The organism is Rhizobium sp. 01T444, from assembly GCF_056398305.1.
In genome coordinates this window covers 1-19,366 of the sequence record NZ_JBFTPD010000036.1, presented here as the reverse complement: position 1 = coordinate 19,366, position 19,366 = coordinate 1, and the positions used below count along the sequence as shown (strand labels likewise).

At 60.8% G+C, this 19,366-nt stretch carries 18 protein-coding genes; 8 read left to right on the top strand and 10 right to left on the bottom strand.

Annotation, left to right across the window (positions count from 1 at the left end; genetic code table 11):
* The first annotated feature begins 14 nt into the window (after positions 1-14).
* The 4 genes from AC1DTN_RS32010 (at position 15) to AC1DTN_RS31995 (ending at position 3,494) form a co-directional block, all read left to right on the top strand.
* Positions 15-635, top strand: coding sequence for a cysteine hydrolase family protein (locus tag AC1DTN_RS32010; RefSeq protein ID WP_113320833.1), 621 nt, complete (start codon positions 15-17; stop codon positions 633-635).
* A 1-nt stretch (position 636) separates the two neighbouring features.
* A complete protein-coding gene (locus tag AC1DTN_RS32005; protein ID WP_477924160.1) occupies positions 637-2,022 on the top strand; it encodes a zinc-binding metallopeptidase family protein in 1,386 nt (461 codons plus the stop codon).
* 48 nt (positions 2,023-2,070) lie between these two features.
* Positions 2,071-2,958 carry an MBL fold metallo-hydrolase gene (locus AC1DTN_RS32000; protein ID WP_477924158.1) on the top strand — a complete coding sequence of 296 codons (888 nt, stop codon included), beginning with the start codon at positions 2,071-2,073 and terminating at the stop codon, positions 2,956-2,958.
* Positions 2,959-3,287: 329 nt separating this feature from the next.
* Complete coding sequence (locus tag AC1DTN_RS31995; protein WP_477924211.1) at positions 3,288-3,494, top strand: helix-turn-helix domain-containing protein; 207 nt, start codon at positions 3,288-3,290, stop codon at positions 3,492-3,494.
* 52 nt (positions 3,495-3,546) lie between these two features.
* Here AC1DTN_RS31995 and AC1DTN_RS31990 read toward each other — a convergent pair whose 3' ends face one another.
* From AC1DTN_RS31990 to AC1DTN_RS31970, 5 genes are all read right to left on the bottom strand, one after another.
* Positions 3,547-4,455 carry a homocysteine S-methyltransferase family protein gene (locus tag AC1DTN_RS31990; RefSeq protein WP_439018300.1) on the bottom strand — a complete coding sequence of 303 codons (909 nt, stop codon included), beginning with the start codon at positions 4,453-4,455 and terminating at the stop codon, positions 3,547-3,549.
* Positions 4,456-4,575: 120 nt separating this feature from the next.
* Positions 4,576-5,265 carry an ABC transporter permease gene (locus AC1DTN_RS31985; protein WP_477924157.1) on the bottom strand — a complete coding sequence of 230 codons (690 nt, stop codon included), beginning with the start codon at positions 5,263-5,265 and terminating at the stop codon, positions 4,576-4,578.
* 12 nt (positions 5,266-5,277) lie between these two features.
* The gene (locus tag AC1DTN_RS31980) at positions 5,278-6,003 is read right to left on the bottom strand and encodes an ABC transporter permease (RefSeq protein ID WP_477924156.1); all 726 of its coding nucleotides are present in this window, start codon (positions 6,001-6,003) and stop codon (positions 5,278-5,280) included.
* Positions 6,004-6,015: 12 nt separating this feature from the next.
* On the bottom strand, positions 6,016-6,789 hold the full coding sequence (locus AC1DTN_RS31975) for a transporter substrate-binding domain-containing protein (RefSeq protein ID WP_113320825.1): 774 nt from the start codon (positions 6,787-6,789) through the stop codon (positions 6,016-6,018).
* A gap of 44 nt (positions 6,790-6,833) precedes the next feature.
* Positions 6,834-7,613, bottom strand: coding sequence for an ABC transporter ATP-binding protein (locus AC1DTN_RS31970; protein ID WP_113320824.1), 780 nt, complete (start codon positions 7,611-7,613; stop codon positions 6,834-6,836).
* Positions 7,614-7,775: 162 nt separating this feature from the next.
* On the opposite strand from AC1DTN_RS31970, the gene AC1DTN_RS31965 reads away from it, so the two are divergent.
* Positions 7,776-8,240 carry an Lrp/AsnC family transcriptional regulator gene (locus tag AC1DTN_RS31965; protein WP_113320823.1) on the top strand — a complete coding sequence of 155 codons (465 nt, stop codon included), beginning with the start codon at positions 7,776-7,778 and terminating at the stop codon, positions 8,238-8,240.
* Positions 8,241-8,347: 107 nt separating this feature from the next.
* Here the strand turns inward: AC1DTN_RS31965 and AC1DTN_RS31960 are convergent, their stop codons facing one another.
* The gene (locus tag AC1DTN_RS31960; RefSeq protein ID WP_113320822.1) at positions 8,348-8,569 is read right to left on the bottom strand and encodes a hypothetical protein; all 222 of its coding nucleotides are present in this window, start codon (positions 8,567-8,569) and stop codon (positions 8,348-8,350) included.
* 378 nt (positions 8,570-8,947) lie between these two features.
* Here AC1DTN_RS31960 and AC1DTN_RS31955 point away from each other — a divergent pair, with 378 nt between their 5' ends.
* Together AC1DTN_RS31955 and AC1DTN_RS31950 are read left to right on the top strand one after the other, a co-directional pair.
* A complete protein-coding gene (locus AC1DTN_RS31955; RefSeq protein WP_113320821.1) occupies positions 8,948-9,340 on the top strand; it encodes a YciI family protein in 393 nt (130 codons plus the stop codon).
* Between the two features lie 31 nt (positions 9,341-9,371).
* On the top strand, positions 9,372-10,643 hold the full coding sequence (locus tag AC1DTN_RS31950) for an RNA polymerase sigma factor (protein WP_113320849.1): 1,272 nt from the start codon (positions 9,372-9,374) through the stop codon (positions 10,641-10,643).
* 202 nt (positions 10,644-10,845) lie between these two features.
* Here AC1DTN_RS31950 and AC1DTN_RS31945 read toward each other — a convergent pair whose 3' ends face one another.
* Positions 10,846-11,718, bottom strand: a complete 873-nt coding sequence (locus AC1DTN_RS31945; protein ID WP_477924154.1) for a LysR family transcriptional regulator — start codon at positions 11,716-11,718, stop codon at positions 10,846-10,848.
* Between AC1DTN_RS31945 and AC1DTN_RS31940 the strand changes: the two genes are divergently transcribed.
* The gene (locus tag AC1DTN_RS31940; RefSeq protein WP_442206586.1) at positions 11,717-12,832 is read left to right on the top strand and encodes a zinc-dependent alcohol dehydrogenase family protein; all 1,116 of its coding nucleotides are present in this window, start codon (positions 11,717-11,719) and stop codon (positions 12,830-12,832) included. The two genes, AC1DTN_RS31945 and AC1DTN_RS31940, sit on opposite strands and share 2 nt — an antisense overlap.
* Positions 12,833-12,963: 131 nt before the next feature.
* Here the strand turns inward: AC1DTN_RS31940 and AC1DTN_RS31935 are convergent, their stop codons facing one another.
* The 3 genes from AC1DTN_RS31935 to AC1DTN_RS31925 all read right to left on the bottom strand — a co-directional run.
* Positions 12,964-15,858, bottom strand: coding sequence for a hypothetical protein (locus tag AC1DTN_RS31935; RefSeq protein WP_477924153.1), 2,895 nt, complete (start codon positions 15,856-15,858; stop codon positions 12,964-12,966).
* Between the two features lie 14 nt (positions 15,859-15,872).
* On the bottom strand, positions 15,873-17,666 hold the full coding sequence (locus AC1DTN_RS31930; protein WP_477924152.1) for a GMC family oxidoreductase: 1,794 nt from the start codon (positions 17,664-17,666) through the stop codon (positions 15,873-15,875).
* Between the two features lie 2 nt (positions 17,667-17,668).
* The coding region (locus AC1DTN_RS31925) for a c-type cytochrome (protein ID WP_477924150.1) at positions 17,669-19,366 on the bottom strand (1,698 nt) is incomplete at its 5' end.

Below are 19,366 nucleotides of genomic sequence, written 5' to 3'. Positions count from 1 at the left end.
CGAAGGAGCATCCCATGCCAAAGAAGCAAAATCCCATGATCGTCGGCCAGCCGGTCCTGATCGTCGTCGACATCCAGAAAGTCGGTTTCGACGATGACGGCTCGATCCCTCTTATGCCGGGCATCATCGAGCGCATGCGCAAGGCCCGTACCGTCATCGATGCCGCCCGCGAAGGTGGCGTGCCGATCATCTTCCTGCAGGAAAGCCACCGCAAGAGCGGCGTCGATTACGGCCGCGAAATGGATGGCGACGAAGACATGCACCTGCGCGAAGACTGGGAGGGCACCAAAATCGCCGCCGAGGAAGTCGGCTTGCGTGACGACGATTACGTGATCGTCAAGCGCCGCTATTCCGGTTTCATCGGTACCGACCTGCAGATCCTGCTGCGTGGCCTGAAAGCTGAGACGCTGATCCTCGTCGGCGGCCTCACGAATATCTGCGTCCATTATACCTTCGCGGATGGCCACCAGTCCGATTACCATTGCCGCGTCGTCGAGGATTGCGTCGCGGGATCCTCGATCGAGGCGCATGACGCCGCGCTCGCCAATATGGAATATCTGCAGCATGGCGCCCGCCGTACCGCTGCAGAGATCAACGAAGCATTCCTCGCTTTCAAACAGGGGAAGGCTGCCTGACATGCAGGATCGCTTGAAGACGGAAACACGCCGCATCTGGTCGGGGCTTGCCGCAGAAATCGAGCAACTGTTTGCCGAGATGTGGAAAGTGCCGGAACTGCCGGCGCTGGAATACAAGTCGCAGGCGATCCTCTGCGACTTCATCGAACGGCACGGTTTTTCGGTCGAGCGCGGCGTCGGCGGCGTGCCGACCTCATTCATCGCCCGCATCGCCAAAGGCGACGGCCCCACAGTCGGAATCCTGATCGAATACGATGCGCTGCCGAGCCTCTACAATGACGCGGTTCCCTACCGGCGGGGCAATCGTCGCCTGCCCGGCCATGGCTGCGGCCACAATCACATCGGCCCGGCCAATACCGGCGCCGGCATCGCCGCCGCAAAGGCGATGATCGAACTCGGACTGCCCGGCGAGATCGTCATCGTCGGTTGCCCGGCCGAGGAAATCGGTTGGGGCAAGCTTGCGCTGCAGGCGGCCGGCGTGTTTGACGGGCTCGACCTCGTCCTGACCTCGCACGGCGACTACCAGAACGGCTCGCTTGCCCGGCCATGCCACGCCATGGCGAGTGGCGAATTCAAGTTCATCGGCGAAAGCGCCCATGGTGGCAAGACCGCCACCCGCAACGCACTGCTGGCCGCAGAAGCCGCCTATGCGGAATTCGACGGCCTCCGCAAGGAGGTTCCCGGCCTGCAGCTGAAGCACGTCTATCGCTTCGCGGGCATCACACCCGGCGTGACGCCTGAGGAAGTGCGCCTCTGGTCCTCCGTCCGACATCATGACTTCGACATAGTGCAGCAAGGTTACCAGCTGATGCTCGACACCTACAGCCGGATCGCTGCCGAACAAGGCGTTGAACTGGTGGCCGAGCAGATCGCCAATTGCCGCGGTTATCTCGGCAATGACACCGTCGCACGTGTGCTGGATACGTGCCTGAGGGAAATCGGCCCGCCGCGCTGGACCGAAGCCGATATCGAATGGATGGAGCAGCTTTCCGCCGCCTGTGATCCCGGCAAACCTTTCAAGCTGCATCGTGAACTCGAATATTTCGACACTGGCATCGATTATTACGGCCAGGATGACGGCGACATCAGTTGGCATATCCCGCTCGGACGGGTTAACTGGGCCTATCCAGACAATGTGCCGATCCATCACTGGGCATGGACGGCGCTGTCAGGACATTCGTCGAGCAGTCCGGGGCCGCTGATGGCGTCGGAAGCGCTTGCCATGGGCGCAATCACATTGCTGGCATCGCCGGAAACGATCGCTACCGCCAAGGCGGAACTCAGCGAACGCACCGGCGGCAAGCGTATTCCGGGACCGGCACCGACGATTTCCGACGTGCTGGCAAAGGATCCGCAGTCCTTCTGGGACGCGACCTGGGCGCGCTGAAGCACCCCGCTCATCATAATGTAAAGGCTGATGTCCAGGAGGAACCGGATGAAGGGCATGCTTGACGACTTCCGCATATTCGAACCATATCCAGGCATATTCGCCTATTATGACGGGCGCATCGCCGGCAAGCGGCTCTATTCGGAAGGGCCCAACTGGCTCGACGACGGCGCCTTCAGCCTCGGCATCGCATCCTATGCGATCGTCGATGGCAATGAGGCGCTGGTCTACGACACCCACATAAGCCTAGACCATGCCCGCGCCATCCGCGCCCATCTGGAAGCGCGAGACATCTCGAAGATCACGGTCGTCCTCAGCCATTTTCACAACGACCATATCGCCGGCAACGAGGTATTTGCCGATTGCATCATCGTCGCGAATGGCGCGACCGCCCGGCTTCTCGAAGCGGAAAAACCGCGCATCGCCGCACGCCTGCCGAAGATCGATCCTGTCATCATGCCGAACAGCCTGTTCGACGGCAGCCGGTCGATCACGGTCGGAAGCCGCGCGATTGAACTCCACGAGTTCAACATCCACAGTCCCGATGCGACGATCCTATGGCTGCCTGAGGAGCGGCTTCTGTTTGCCGGCGACACACTCGAAGACACCGTCACCTACATAACGGATGCTGCCGCCCTGCCGCAGCATCTGGAAGAACTGAAACGTCTGCGCTCCTTTCCCATCGCCCGTATCCTCCCCTGCCATGGCGATCCGGATCGTATTTTCGCAGGCGGCTACGAGCCTTCCTTCATCGACGCGACGATCCGGTATGTCGAGGCGATGAGTGACGAGGCGCCAGAACCGGAGATCTGGCGCAAGCCTCTGGCCGAAGCGGTCAGAGAGGATGTGAAAAGCGGTGCGCTGATCTACATCCCCGCCTATGAAGATGTGCATGTCTCCAATATCGCATTGCTGAAGACCTTCCGAGAAAGGTGAGGCGTTTACGAACGCTCTCCAATGACATCCACTACGCCAACGGACCCGGCCTGGGCGATGACCGGATTTATGGAGCATCCTTGAACAAGCGGCACGGGGGATCAGACTGAAGTTTCGGGTTCATGCAGGCTATGCCGGTCTGCAATCTCACGCTGATGTGCAATCCGATCGAGCCTCTGCCCCGACCCCCTCGCGTGATGGTCTTGATGAGATTCGAACTGCCAGACTGGGAGCTTCCGACAACATTATCGTTCACCGCGAAGCAAGATCGGGTGACTGCATCGACGCTCGAAACCGTGGCCGAGGATATGGGAATGCTGCCATAACCTCTGGCAACAGATAAAGCACTGGCGGCCGTTCTGGCGCAGACACTCGAGCGAGGTGGCTTCGCCATCGATGATCTTAACCGCCAGATCTATCAGATGACCATGCGGCAAGCAGATGGCAACGTAGCACGGGCAGCCCGTAGGCTCGGGCTCAATCGGGCCCAGTTCGCCTATCGGCTGGGTCAGATCAGCAACGGAAGGAGCCGCTAAAACAATGCTGCCGCTGCCAACTCCCAGGCTATGAGCGATTTCGGCGGGTGCTTCAATCCAAAAACGTCTTCCTCAAGCGATGAATATGAGCAGCACCGATGCCGCAGCAGCCACCGATTATTGTCGCACCCGCTTCGACCCAGGAGCAGGCATAACGCGAATAGGCATCGTCATTCAGATCGTTGCGGGTGTCGTGCAGACCTTCATTGGCGGCTGCGTCGCCTGTTTCCCCTTCGAATGCATTGGCGTAGACGCCGATTTCGATGGAAGCATCCATCTTTCGGAAGACCCGCGCTGCCGTCTCCACTGCCGCCTGCATGACTTCGGGCTTGCTGCAATTGAACAGGAGAGCCTCGGCGCCCGATGAAACCGCCCAGGATGCCGCGTCCTCGACCCTTTCTTCGGAGCGAAGCTTCGGTTCGCCGCCACTGAGGGCTGCCTCGTCATCCGCCAATGTGAAGGAAATCCAGAACGGCTTGCCTAATGTCGCCACCGCCTTGCGGACAGCCTCTGCCTCGGCGATCAGGCTCAACGTCTCGCCGAGCCATATATCGACGAAGGGGCCGAGGTTCTCGACAAGCACCTTAAGATAATCCTGCACCCGCGAAGGCTGAAAATTCTGCGGCTCGTATGAACCGAAGATCGGCGGCAGCGACCCGGCGACCAGCACCTTGCGCTCCGTAACGGCATCCGCCGCCTCGCGCGCCAGGCGACCGGCGAGACGGATCAGCGCCGGCCCTTCCTTCCGGAACCGATCCTCGCCGATGTGAAAGGGCACGAGTGCATAGCTGTTCGTCGTAACGACCTCAGAACCGGCGGCGATGAATTCCTGGTGTACCTTGCGGACGATATCCGGCGCGTTGATCAGCGCCAATGCCGACCATTCCGGTTGTTTCAGTTCCGCGCCCAGCCGCAGCAGCTCGCGGCTCATGCCGCCATCGAGAATTCGCGTCGTGCTCATGAAGAGGTCTCCATTCAGGCTGTCGCGCCGTCAGCGGCGGCGGGCTTTTCATAACAAAGTGGGCGAGTTGCGCGTGGTTCGTGCGCCAGGGAATTCATGAGCCAGTCCTTTTACGTCGGCCTAGCGGCGGACCGGCACCTGCGCTTCGAGACCTCGAAAGACGCGGGCGATCACTGCGGTCAGCGCGAGATAGAAGAGGGTGACGACCAGCAGCGGTTCATAGACGAGCAGCGTGTCCTGCCGAACCTTGTTTGCCAYGGCGTAGAGATCCATCACCGTCACCGTAAAGGCGAGCGGTGTCGCCTTGAGCTGCATGACGATCTCTCCTGCAATCGTCGGCAGGGCGATGCGAATGGCACGCGGCAGCCAGATGCGGCGGGTCAGCATCCAGGGTGAAAGGCCGAAGGCCCGGCCCGCTTCGAGCTCGCCCTTGGGAACTGCAAGCAGCGCGCCGCGCAACACCTCTGCCTCATAGGCGGCATAGTTCAGGGTGAAACTGACGGCGGCAAAGAAGAAGCCCTCGCGCAAGACTGGCCAGAACAGGCTCTGGCGGATGCCGGGGATCATGGGGAGCAGCGAGCCCACCCCGTAGTAGAGGAGCCATAGCTGTATCAATAGAGGTGTACCGCGGAAGAAGGTGCAGTAGCTGCGGGCGAGCAGCCGTGTCAGCCCGCCGCCGCTGACCTGCGCGAAGGCGAGACCGATGGCGATGACAAAGCCGAACATCACGGAGATCACCAGCAGGCAAACCGTCTGCCAGGCGCCCGTCAGAAGCAGCGGCCAATAGGAAGAGATCCAGGTGAAACTCATGGGGCGCTTTCTTCAGGCAAGGCGCGGCTGCCCTCGCCGTACCCGTCCCTCGATCAGCTTGACGATGACGTTGGAAACGAGCGTGATGGCGAGATAGAGAAGGGCCGAAGCGAGGAAAAAGACGAAGTAGTGTTTGGTGCTTGCCCCGGCAAGACGGGTGGCGAGCGCCAGCTCCTGATAACCGACGACCGCGACCAGTGCGCTGTCCTTCGTGACCGACATCCAAAGATTGGCGAGACCCGGCAGGGCGTTTGGCAGGAGCGCCGGCAGCAAGACCCGGCGGAACCTCAGCACCGGTCCCATGCCGAAGGCCTTGGCGGCATCGATCTGGCCGACAGGAATGGCGAGGATCGCGCCGCGCAGTACCTCCGTCATGTAGGCACCCTGCACGAAGCCCAGCACCATGACGGCCGCGACGAAGCCGTTCACATTGACCGGTGGCAGGTCCAAGGCGGCCAGGAGCCGGTTCAGGCCATCGGTGCCGGCATAATAAAGCCCAACGATCAGGATCAGCTCCGGAACGGCGCGGATCACCGTGGTGTAGAAATCGAGCAGCAAGCAGAGCCCGCGATTGCCCGAAAGCTTTCCAAGCGCACCACCCGTGCCGAGCAGCAGGCCGATCGTGAAGGCGCAAGCTGAGATGGCGACCGTGGAGACCGCACCTGCCAGAAGAACGCCACCCCATCCCGGAGGATAGGGAGACAGCAGGTCCAGAATACCTTGTTGCGTGGTCGCCATTATCAGGACTGCTTACTTTGCGCCGTAGATGTCGAAATCGAAGTATTTCTTGGTAATGGCGTCATACTGGCCGCTGGCCCGTACCGCAGCGATGGCCGTGTTCAGCTTGGCTTTCAGCTCCGTGTCTTCCTTGCGCAGGCCACCCGAAACGCCGGCGCCGAGAATTTCCTTGTCGTCGGTGACGTCACCCATCTTGGCGCAGCAATCCTTGCCGCCATCGCTCTTGAGGAAAGCGTCAAGCGCCAGTGAATCGCCAAAGACATAGTCGATACGGCCGGAGGCGAGATCCTGAAAAGCCTCGTCGAGCGTCTGGTAGGTTTTTTCTTCCGCAGCCTCGGCGAAATACTTCTTGTAATATTCCGACTGGATCGTCGACACCTGGATGCCGATGGTCTTGCCCTTCACGTCTTCGGCTGTGGCGCCCGGCTTCTGGTCCTTGGGACCGATCAAAGTGCTCGGCGTGTTGTAATATTTGTCGGTGAAGTCGATCACCTTCGAGCGTTCCGCGGTGTTCGACATCGACGACCAGATCACGTCGAACTTCTTGCTCTGGAGAGCCGGAATGAGACCATCCCAGGAAATGTCGACGATCGAGCATTTCTCCTTCATCTCATCGCAAACGGCATTCATCAGGTCGATTTCCCATCCCTGCCATTGGCCCGACGCGTCCTTGGCGAAGAAGGGCGGATAGGATTCGTTCATGACGCCGAAGCGGACTTCGGCCTGTGCGGTGACGGCGGAAAGCACGAGTGCCGCGCCGGCGAAAAGCGTGGGGAGCAGTTTCATTCGCAGGATTCTCCTGGTTTGTGTTGTCGACGAGAGTTCGCGCATCAGTGGGCGCGCAGACCGGTAAATTCCCGGCAGCGGGCGCTCACCGGCGCCCCGAATATCTGCTCCGGCGGACCTTCTTCCTCGATCCGTCCCTGATGCAGGAAGAGAACACGGCTCGAGACATCCCTGGCGAAGCGCATTTCATGCGTGACGATCAGCATGGTCCGGCCTTCTTCCGCGAGATCACGGATGACCTTCAGAACTTCGCCGACCAGCTCCGGATCAAGCGCCGATGTCGGCTCGTCAAACAGCATGACATCAGGGTTCACGCAGAGCGCTCTTGCGATTGCCGCGCGCTGTTGCTGACCACCGGATAAGAAAGCGGGATAGACGTCGCGTTTATCGAAGAGCCCGACCTTGTGGAGCAGTGCCTCGGCCTTTTCGATGGCCTCGCGCCGCGAAATGCCCATGACGTGCACCGGCGCCTCGATGACATTTTCCAGCACCGTCCGATGGGCCCAGAGATTGAAACTCTGGAAGACCATCCCCAGCCCGGTCCGCACCCGCTCGATCTGCCGCCAGCTGCGCGGCTGCGGCCGTCCGCCCCGACCGATCTTCAGCACAATCTCCTCGCCGTTGACCGCAATCCGGCCACGATCCGGCATTTCCAGGAAATTGATGCATCTGAGGAAGGTGCTCTTACCGGAGCCCGACGAACCGATGATCGAAATCACATCGGACTTGTGGGCCTGCGCCGAAATACCCTTGAGAACCTCTTGCGAGCCGAAGCTTTTATGAAGATCTTCGACGCGAAGAGCAGGAAAGGGTTGATCCGACATGCATGGTTCCGGCTGAACTGAATTTGCGAAGGATAATGATAAAATAACGCGGTTTTTTCGCGCAATTTTCATCCATTATGCATATTTTATGCAAAATAATCTTCCCTGTGCGGCAAATGCGGCAGAATGCGTGAAGTGTCGCGGCAAGAATTGGACTGGACAATGGAACAACTGGATCGTTTTGACCGTGACATTCTCGATATCGTTCAGCGCGACTGCCAGCTGAAAGCCGAAACGATCGCCGAACGGGTCGGGCTATCGGTCTCGGCCGTGCAGAGGCGGTTGAAGCGCCTGCGCGAGGAAGGAATCATCAAGGCGGAGGTGGCCGTCGTCGACCGCAAGGCGACGGCGACATCGATGGTGTTCATCGTCGGGATGGAGATCGAGCGGGACAATTACGACGCGCTGGCGAAGTTCCGCCTCTGGGCAGAGAAGCAGGATCACATACAACAGGTCTATTACGTCACAGGTGCGGTCGATCTGATCGCGATCGTCACCGCCCGCGACGTCGAGCACTATGACGACATCGCGGCCCTGATCATGGCGGAAAACCCGCAGATCCGCCGCATGCACACGAATGTTGTGCTGCGAGACGTCAAGCTCGGTCTGTTCGTCCCGCTGGAATAGCGTCCGAGCAATAGTCCCGCCACCCCGCTTGGTTTGGGCAGCGGAGAGGCCGCAGGTAGCACCGGCCATTTATTGGGTGACAATCAAGGCTCAACAGACCTGACAGTTCATTCCTCGGGCACGCCCTCAAGAAGGCCATCATAGACATCCATGAGCGCGTTGGTGATCGCCTGACCCAGCGCGTTTCCGGCGTGGCGAACATCGTCATCGGTGCCGTCCCGCGCTGCCCTTGCAAGCTCGAAGCCCTGGTCGCCAACGATTTGCTTGGCCATTTCGATTGCCCATAGTCCGAAATCGCCGCGGTTATCGATCTTGATTGTATCGTTCATGCGCTGGGCTCCTGTGATCAGCAGCGAGGATTTACCCACTCGCGCCAGGAAAGGCCAGCCTTCGACGTGGCGTGATCTGTCCAGGATCGGACGTTCTTGTGAACTACGACATTTATTCCGCTGGTTGTCCCAAGGAGCCCAGTGGAAGTCAAAGGCGCAGCGATTGCTTGGCGGATCGTTCGATCCAAGGATTTTCTGCGGTGAATTCGTTTATGGCGATCTTGAAGAGCTCCGGGGACCATGCAGGTTTGACGGCGCTTTGCTCCAATCCGACTTTTCAAGATTATTGTCGATTTGCGAATGGCTGCTTCGTTGTCAATATGAGCGGGCTTGTTCAGCGGCAATAGTGCCGGCGTCTCGCTACCGGAGGATCTTCCAATGCGTTTCATGTCTATCGTCACATCTACCGATTTCATGCATCCAACGCCGGAGCTTGGCGAGGCTATCGGCAAGCTTGCCGATCGGGAAATCAAGGCCGGCCGCATGCTCGACACCGCAGGGCTGATGCCGCTCGCGACCGGTGCCCGCGTCACGATCCGTGAGGGCAAGCTGAATGTGATCGACGGGCCTTTCGTCGAAGCCAAGGAGGTCGTCGGCGGCTATGCGATCTTCGAGCTGCAAAGCAAGGAGGAGGCTGTGGCGCTGGCGGTCGAATTCATGCAGTTGCACAAGGATCTTATGCCCGGCTGGGAAGGCACGTGTGAAGTGCGCGCCTATTTTGAACCGGGTGCGGAGGGGATCTGCGACCCGCTCGCCGAAGCAAGGGCATGATCCTCTCGACCTGTAATCGGGACGGATGGCCGTGACGGTCGCCGGCACCCATCAAACGATCCTGGCGGTCTGGCGGATCGAACAGCCGCGGCTTATCACCAGCCTGGCACGATTGCTGCGTGACGTGCCGCTGGCCGAGGATCTGACCCAGGAAACGCTGACTGTCGCCCTGGAACGATGGCCGAAGACGGGAATCCCCGAGCGGCCCGGCGCATGGCTCATGACCACTGCCAAGCGTCGGGCGCTCGATCATCTGCGGCATCGCCGGATGCTGGATCAGAAGCACGAGATGATTATCCGGGAAATGGAAGCAGAAGAGCAGATCATGCCAGATCTAGACACGCCTCTGGATGACGATATCGGCGATGAAATGTTGCGCCTGATATTCACGGCGTGCCATCCGCTGATCTCGCGCGAGGCGCGTGTGGCCCTGGCCTTGCGGATGATCTGCGGCCTGACGACATCAGAAATCGCCCGGGCATTTCTGGTGACGGAAGCGGCGATCGCCCAACGCATCGTCCGCGCCAAGAAGACGTTGTCTGAATCGGGGCTGGGCTATGAGACACCGCATGGCGAGCAGCTGTCGCAACGTCTCGCCTCGGTGCTGGAGGTCATCTACCTGATCTTCAACGAGGGTTACACGGCCGCCCGCGGCGACAACTGGTTTCGGTTGCAATTGTGCAATGAGGCACTTCGGCTGGGCCGGGTTCTAACGTCAGTGGCGCCGCAGGAGCCGGAGGCGCACGCTTTGCTGGCTTTGATGGAGCTGAACGCGTCCCGTGCTGCGGCGCGGACGGATGCGGCCGGCAATCCGATCCTGCTGCTCGAACAAAATCGCGGCCGCTGGGATCAATTGCAGATTCAGCGCGGGTTGAAGGCGTTGATGCGGGCACAGGAGCTTCACGGCGCCGGAGGGATCTATGCCCTGCAGGCCGCGATCATCGCATGTCACGCAAAAGCGATGAACGCCGATGAAACCGATTGGAGGCGGATCGCCGATCTCTATGCGGAACTTGCCGGGCTTCTGCATTCGCCGATCGTCGAACTCAATCGAGCCGTGGCCATCGGCATGGTCGAAGGCACCGAGGCGGCGCTGGACATTATTGAAAGCCTGCGCGATGAGCCTGCATTGAAGAACTATCATCTACTGCCCAGCGTCCGCGGCGATCTTCTTTATAAGCTTGGCCGATACGACGAAGCGGGGCGAGCCTTTGAAGCGGCAGCCGCGCTTGCCGAAAATAAGAGGGAGCGTGATCTCCTCATGCGCCGTGCTGGCGAAGCTGGCGCCGCTGCGAAGGGTTGATCCGGCTGAGGGCGGCCCTTTTTTACTTTAGGCTATTCTAGAGTCTCAAGGCGGCCCCATCTGACTCCGGTCTCCAGACGATCAGATCTTATTACGCTTTTTCCGGATGGACGCTGCTGAAGCGGTTGACGCCGCTTGCCCGGATGATGATGCGTGAGGCGGAAGATCCGGTGAGCTCGGGGGGCTTCCTCAGAACGTAGGTCTAGCTGATTTCGGGTTGCGTGCCAGTGATAAAACTGCGCGCAACGGCCGAAATCGCATCGGCAACCTTCGACATGGATCCAAGATGCGGAGAGCGCAGCATCACGACGTCCAGATGCATATCCTGGTCGCTTATGTTGACCCTCTCGATGCCATGTGGCGGCGAGCTTTCAAACAGGCGTCTGGGCATCAACCCGAGACCGAAGCCCCTGCGCACCAGCGCGAGCTGCATACCTGCATCCTCAATTTCGGCCGCAATCGTCAGGGGCTGGCGCTGGCCGGCCAACAACTCTGCGAGACAACGGCGAGCGTCGCAGGGTTCTGGGCTCAATATCCACGTCCTGTTCGCTGGATCATCGGCTCTGCTGGTTCCGCTGGCACCGATGACGATCAGTTTTTCGTCGCCGATATTTTCGGCCTGCGGATATCGGGATCGCTCGGATAACACGATGGCGGCATCGAGATGCCCCAACCGGAACTGCTCGACAAGTTCCTGGCTCCATTGCGATTTCAGCCGCATCGACACCTTAGGAAAACATGCCGTCACCGAGCCGAGTTCTCCGGCGAGACTGTCATGCGCAAGGCCCTTGGCCACGCCGAGCCGGAAAAGGCCATGCGCCTCCGGCGCCGCCACAACGGCCTTCATGTTCTCGAAAGCAGTCAGAATATCGCGACTACGAGCCAGCACTTCACGTCCTGCCGGCGTCAGAACCGGCGGCTTCTGCCGACGGTCGAGCAGCGTGACGCCGAGTGCCTGTTCAAATCTCTGGATCTGACGACTGACGGCTGGCTGGGTCAGCGGCAAACGTTGCGCGACCCTTTGAACCGATCCTTCATCGGCAAACATCACGAATGTCCGCATCTCGTCAAACATGTTCATTCCACATACTTATTTTGCATATTATGAATTTGAGTATCACGGATATCAAGGTCATTTTGCGGGCACGGATAAATCAACCCGGAGAAATATGATGAAAGCGATCGTCCTCACCGAGGCAGGCAGCCTCGACAATCTGACACTGCAAGAGCGCCCGATGCCACAGCCCCAGCGCCAGGAAATCCTGATCCGCGTCAAGGCAACGGCACTCAACTATCGGGATCTCGAAATTGCGCAGGGACATTATCATACGGCATTCAGGCTGCCGCTCATCCCCTTGTCGGACGGCGTCGGCGAGGTGATTGCCGTCGGTCGTGACGTAACTCGTTTCAAAATCGGCGACAGGGTCTGCAGCACGTTCTGGCAACGCTGGACCGGCGGTTCCTTTCGGATGGCAGAACCGTCCTACCAACGCGGCGGCCCGCTCGACGGGCTTCTTTCGGAATATGCAATTCTCGATGAACAAGCAGCCGTTTTCGCGCCGCGCAATCTGAGCGATATTGAAGCGTCGACCTTGCCGTGCGCCGCCGTTACGGCGTGGCAAGCCCTTGTAACGGAGGGGCACATCAGGGCTGGAGAAACCGTTCTTGTCCAGGGAACCGGTGCGGTATCGCTTTTTGCACTGCAGTTCGCCCGCGCGAGCGGCGCTCGTGTGATCGTCACCTCCAGCAGCGACGAAAAGCTGGAACGCGCAAAGGGTCTCGGTGCATTTGGTGGGATCAACTATCGACGCACACCGGAATGGTCTGCCGCCGTTCTCGATATGACTGACGGTCGTGGCGTCGACCACATCATCGAGGTCGGAGGACCAAAAAGCTTTGAGCAGTCGCTAAAGGCGGCATCCCGTCGCGGCCAGATCAATGTGATCGGCTACCTTGGTGGCATACAGGGCACGATCAATCCTCTCGATATCTTTCGAAAACAAATAGACGTTCGCGGCATTCCTGTCGGATCGCGTGAATCCTTCGAAGCCATGAACCGGGCCATAGAAGCCCTCGACCTCAAGCCGGTAATTGATCGTGTATTCGATTGGACAGACGTTGCAAATTCGATGCGCTATTTCTCAGCCGCTTCCCGTTTCGGAAAGGTTGTGCTGCAACTCGCCGGATGAAGCATGCTGCGGACGATCTCTCGGAAGGTGGGTTCCGCTACCTATGTCTTCGCCGTAACTACGGACAACCACATTTTTGTCGAGCACTGTGTTAGATCAAACCGAGAGCCAGCGACACCGGCTTGCCTTTTCTATTGCCCCGTCATTCCTCCCTGAATGTCCCGGCAACCGTGTTTGCCTCCTGCTTCCGCGAGACTGGCCAGAAGATCCCTCCACCGCTCGTCATGCTTTGTGACGTCGTCCTGCTGAGCCCAAAGTTTGACTTTCTTGGTTGCGGCCTCGTCCTGATAGGTTTCCGCGACATCGCTATGCAGCGCCAGAACCAGCGTTTCGACGTCTCGGGCAGACAGGATCTCGGTCTCCGATAAGCTCTTGGGATTGGTGAACGAGAGCGAGTTGGGAAGCAGCCAATGCGTCCCGATTCCGCCATCTCGTAAAACACGCGGCATGGTGATCTCGTGGATGCTGACTTCAGAATTATGATCGCAATAGAGCTTCTCGATCGCCGTGCGAAGCTCCGTCTCGAGGCCGAGGCCCAACTGGCCCCCGGCGCCAAGCACCGAGCCAAAACCGAAGCTCTCGCTATAGCGGCCGGCAGGTGCTGAAACATCGGCGATGACGACGTGCAGCGGCGGCAGCGTCTGCGGTGATTGCGGCGCTGAGTGGAACGCATTGCGGATGGCGTAGTAGAGCGTCATGGCGCCACGGTTTTCGACCGCTCCGCCATCGGTCACCCAGTATCGTGTCCTTGCTTCTCCGGATACTTCGATGTCGATTGCAGCATCGGGAAAGACCGGCGGAAAGTTTGCGCTCAGGGCTGCGGCGCGCGCGATCGACATGTCCGCATTGTCGAGTGTGACGAGCTGCATGTGCAGCGATCCGTCGTCAGGCGGAGACGCAGGCGCGGCAAGATTGGTCAGCACCAGCCGCCCGCCCGCCTGGGCGGCATCCAGAAATTGGCGGCAGCGCGTCGCTCTCTCGGGAAGCGAAAGGCTCCGATCGGCTTGGCAGGAGGGGCTGTCATCGGAAAAAGATCCGACGATCGCGGTGTTGAGCATCAGGCCGAAGGACGGCGCTCCCATCGTCCCGGCACCCATATGACAGACGAAGGATTCAGCGAGAATCGCGCCCAATCTCGAGCGTGCCGGTATCCAGCCCGTCACGTCCTCCTCCGGCCTTTGAGCTTCACGGCAGGCCGAGGACGCCCAATGCCAGCGCCCGAAGGCGAAGCGCATATCGCTCGCACTGTCGATCACCTGTTCGATGAAGGGCAGCGCCATGGCTTGCGAAAAATCATCCCATGCCTTGACGTCCATGCTGTCACGTGGCCGACGAAGCTCCTGCTCATGAAGCGCGAAATAGCCGAGCGCAGCGCTGCCACCAGAGACGCCACTGACAAGCACAACGTTGCAGATCTGGTCGTGCTCGGCCAGCCCCCGCAGCAGCGAGGCCGTGTAGATCGCCGCACGCGTGCCGCCACCGGAGGCGATAACTGCAACTCTCGGCGTTGTGGGCTGGAGCGGACCGCAGCCGCCGTTGGGTTGGCCGCTTTCGAATAGGAATGATGCGGGCTGCTTGCCCACATGTCGTTCGGAGCGGATTGCAAGTTCCGGAGGCTGGATCGCCCGCAGGAAACTGAAGACAGCAGGACCGCCGATGAGGCCATAAGCCAGCGCGCCGACGAGGGCGGGATAGACGAGCGTCGAGCGCTGGAAATTGCGCAGGCTCGCAAGCAGATCCCCGGCCGGCGCCTGCTCGGCGGGCAGGCGCTCCAGCTGGGCACGAAACTGCGCGAGCACTTCCGCCGGCGTCATGAACTGGATCGCCCGGTCAGACGCGGCCTTGGTCTGCCGCTGATACTGATCCTCATAGCGGCCCTCGATCTTCAGGCGCCCCGCGCCATGCAGCGCGATCGCGCGGCCTTGGTTGCGGACCGTGCTCAAGGTCTCGCTGCCTTCATAGTCGTAAGCGATTTCGACCGGAGTGATCGCTTGCTGCTCCCTGTCCATGAGACGCATGAGCCGGCGCGCGACGAAGTGATCGCACCAGAAGGCATAGTACCAGGCGACGGCATAGGCGAAGGCGATATAGCGCATGAGAGTCGTGTTGCCGTAGCCTTCGGAGCCGGCATTGAAGAGATAGGTGATGTAATGGACGTCAGCGAGGCGAAGCACTGCGACGACAATGACGAGAACGCTGATGACCCGCTGCGGGCCAATGAAGAAAAGACGCCCGATCGTCTGCAGGATTTCCATCAACCGATCGAACAGGATGCCGAGGAAAAGGGCGATCCATGCGGCAACACCGGTCACCAAGAAAGCGTACCAGAGATAGTGATCGGGCACGAACAGGGTGAGCAGCGATCCGGGCAGAAGCAATTCGACCGGATAGCGGATTGGGGCGATGACAAGGGCCGACACCAGAGCGGCAATCGGTCCGCGGCCCATGAAATCGTAGCGATTCTTGGGCAAGAAAAGCTCCACTTTAGGCAGGCTGTCGGCAAGGCCGCCGCCTGCATTGGAGCGGAATAGGCACCGCGAGAGCATCCAGGCCGCCGGCAGCGCAAGCACGAGTGCGCAGACGATCGCGGCGCCGATATGCAGGCGGGGCCGCGCCGTCATCATACCGTAGGTTTCCGGGCGCGAATTGATGATGAGAAGCGCGGCGAGGGCCGCAAGGATCACCAGCTGTCCGGCAAGCAGATACTGGTTGAAGACCGCTCGCCGGCTAGCTGCCGCATGCAGCAGGAAAAGAAGCGCGAACCCGATCGCAAGCAGACCGAGATTGCCCCAGCGCATCTCGACGGTCGGACCGAGCGCCATGGCAAGGGTCAGAATGCCCGGGAGCAGCGGCACAAACCAGGCATAGCCGTCGGGCGCGAGCCATCGCCACGCGAGGCGCCGCCCCTTCGGCAGCGGCTGGTTCAGCCAGGCATCGAATTCCCGCCACCATCGAACGAAGCCCCGGACGCGTTCGCCGAGCCAATTGTAGATGCTGGCTTCCCGATGGATGGGGTGTTCGCTCATCAGCGTGTTTCCAGTCAGCTGTCGGTGAGAATGACATCGGCCGCCTTCTCGGCGACCATGTAGACGGCAGTGGCAAGGAAGTAGCCGGGAATGCGGGGAAAGACCGAAGCGTCAACGACGCGCAGGCCTTCGAAGCCGTGCACCCTGAAGCGGCTGTCGAGCACACCGCCATCTTCGCGGGGGCCGATGGCGCAGGTGCCGCAGGCATGGTGGCCCCAGGCGTTTTCCGCGACATAGCGGCGAAGCGCCTCGTCGCTCTCGTTCTGCCGGCCGGGCTCCTCTTCGCTTGCGATCGGAGCGTCCATCGCATCGTTGACCTTTCTTACGAAACGGATGGCATGGACGACGGCGTCGAGATCGAGGTCGTAATTGCCTGTTCCCTCGAAGAAGGAATGAAACATGACAGCAGGCAGGGCCGCGGGATCGGCGCTTCTCAACCGCACCGTTCCGCCCTGGTTTTCGGTATAGGCCTTGAGGATCGCCCAGGTCATGTAATCAGGCTTGCGGATGCGCTCGGAATAGCGAGGATAATAGCCGCGGAAATCGGCCAGCAGCGAAAAGCAATGCAGGTCTGGTTCGCTCAGCGTGTCGCGGGATTTAAGCGTCAGGGAAAACATGACACCGTTGCTCGTATAGTTGCCGATGCGAAATCTGCGCCACCGCTGGTAATGGGCGTCGCCCGTCGTATAGGTGACGCCCTTGAGGGCCGACCAGGGTTCGTTCATCCGGCTGACGACACCGACCTCGTAGCGGTCCTGCAGGTTCCGCCCGACGCCTGGAAGCGCCTCGACGACGGGAATATTGTGCTCGTCGAGATGGCCGGGATCGCCAATGCCGGAGAGCATCAGAAGCTGGGGCGAGGCGAAGGCGCCGCCTGACAGGATGATCTCGCGGCCGGCCCGAATGACTTCCTCGCGCCCCTCCCCGTTAATGCAGCGAACCGCGACCGCGCGCTTGCCGTCAAATTCGATGCGCGTGACCAGAGTGTTCAGACGAAGCGTCAGGCGGTCGGGGTGCCGCTTCATCACGTCGAGCAGCCGCTCGCGCGGCCCCTGCCTGGTGTGGCGTCGCGTCGAAAGCGGTGTGACGCGCACGCCGCAGGCGCCGACGTTCCAATTGCGGTGGTCGTTGGGGTCGATCTCGGTCGTCTCCCAGTCGGAACCCCGCTTGCCGAAGGCATCGGCGGCCGCGCCGACGCAGCGCAGCAGCGCCCGCCACAGCGGCCAGTCGCGCAGAGCCCGCAGTGGCAGGGCCCGCTCCGTCGTCATCCACCCCCACCATCCGTGGCCCGTCGGATTGAGGCCTGTTGCCGCGGCGAGCCACCGCCACAGGAAGAAGCGGTAGCGGCAGCGCTCGATGCGCTCGAAATAGCCCTGCATGTGCGAAGCCTTCCAGCTTTCGTCGCCGGTAATCGCAAAGATGTGGTTCCAGTCGCAATGATTGGGCCGCACGATGATCATAGCATGATGGGCGGTGCAGCCGCCGAGCCCGCGCACGCGTGGATAAAGCACACCGTCCTTTTCTTTGCTGTAGCGCCAGTCGCGCTCCTGCATTTCCTGATTTTCGTAGTGGCGCACCCAATGGTTCTCGGCCATGCCGGGATGTTCCGAGGCAAAGGCGTGAAAGGCAGGCACGCGACAGGCATCGGCAAGCGGCATGTCGGAGCCGTCGTCGGCCTTCGCCAGCGGATCGCCGCCGGCCTCGATGACGAGCACCGTCCGCCCCTCTTCGGCCAGCCGCGCGGCGAGGACGGCGCCGCCGGCACCGCTGCCGATAACGATATAATCGTGAGTCGGCCCGCCGGACATCGTCAGAACTGCTTCAGATAGGAAATCAGGGCATTCTTGTCCGATTGCGGGAGATCGGCGCCGAATGTGTGCCCACCATTGACCACATAGTCAGGGCATTTGCTCAAGCCCACCAGGCGATCGATGAGCTTGGTGTCGCGCACCACCTTCTCGGCTTTGGCGAGCACGGCGGGATCTGCGAGTTCCTCCGGCGTGCATTGCCCGCCGAGCTCGGAGAAGGCTCCGATCAGCGCCGGGCCGTTGGCGATCAGGCGCTTGTAATTGGCGAATTTGCTCTCCTCATCATTGTCGGGCAACAGCTCGGTGTTGGTCAGCGCATTAACAGGGAAACCGGCTGGGAAGGGGCCGACGGTGATCGAGCCGTCCTTCTTGAAGGCCCAGCCGGCGACCTTGTTCAGCAGGCCGGTGAAGGGCTTCACCTTGTCGGGCACGAAGCCCGGCGGCACGTTGAGGCATGAGGGAGCGCTGGTGCGGTAGATATAGCCCGGCACCGGCGCCTCGGTCATCTTATCCATCCGGCGCGTTTGCGGCGAGAGCATCTGGCGGATCGACCGGTCGAAGACCGCAAGCCTGTTTTCGACGCAGGGCAGATAGGGATCGCCCGCATCCGCCGCCGGGCAGGCGGTGCCGCGACCGGCGCCGTAGCCGCCGGCATAGTCCTGATTGTAATAGTCCGTCCCGTAATAGCTGTCCTCGTGGCCAACGGAATTGTTGAGCAGGAAGGGCGCGGTCGACCAGAGGCTGACGAGCGATGGCGGCCTTAGATAGCCGCGCCCGTTGCCTGCCGCCTGTAGCGGCGTTGCCGCCCCCGAAACCGGATGATTGACCGTCACCTCATGCGGAGGCGGCAGCGACTTGTAGGTGGAGGAGGTGAAATTGTCCCAGATGTCACCCGAAAGACCGTTGGTGGCGATCGCACTGCAGGCATTGGTGCGCACGACATCCATCGGCACGCGCCGTTCCGTCGACAGGTAATTGCCGTCGAGGAAATCCTTTCCGTTCTCATCCTTTTGCGTGACGAGTTTGACCATGCCGTGCTTGAAGGCATCCGACTGCGCCCAGGCCCAGTAGCGGTCCCAGCATTCGCGATAATGCGGGCCGGCACCGCCGCCTGCGCAGATGCCCTGATCGACGCCGAGGTCCGGCGCCGGCACCGGCTGCTTGCTCGAATGGCAGGCGGCACAGTTTTCGGCAAAGACGATCTTTCCGCGCTCGACCTCGGCCGGATCGCGCGCTTCGAGCACCTTTTCACCGACCGGCGTATCCTTCAGGTGATCGGCGCGGGCTGCGACCAGGAAGAATATCGCCATGTCAGGCGTCATCGCCTCGGTGGCCTGCCAGTAGACCGAGTTCCTCTCGGCATCGGCGATGCGGATCGGCGAGATCTTCTGCCCGCCGAGGAAGGGGCGGAAGTGCAGCAGCCATTCCTCGCTGAAGAGGCCGATATTGAGATAGACGCGATTGAGCGCACCGAGCGTGCCGACGGAATCGGCGCCGTCCTTCAGGACGCGCATCGAGGCGACCGTGCCGGTCGCCTTGTCGTAGAGGGAACCGAAGGCCGCGGTCTGGGGATAGTCCTGCGCCTGCTTGTTGTCCTTCTCGTCCCCCTTGATGATCTCCTTGCCGGTCTTTGCCCCGATGCGCAGCCGCTCCAGGACGTCGTAGACGGCATTCATCGTGCGGGGATTGTTCATGTAATC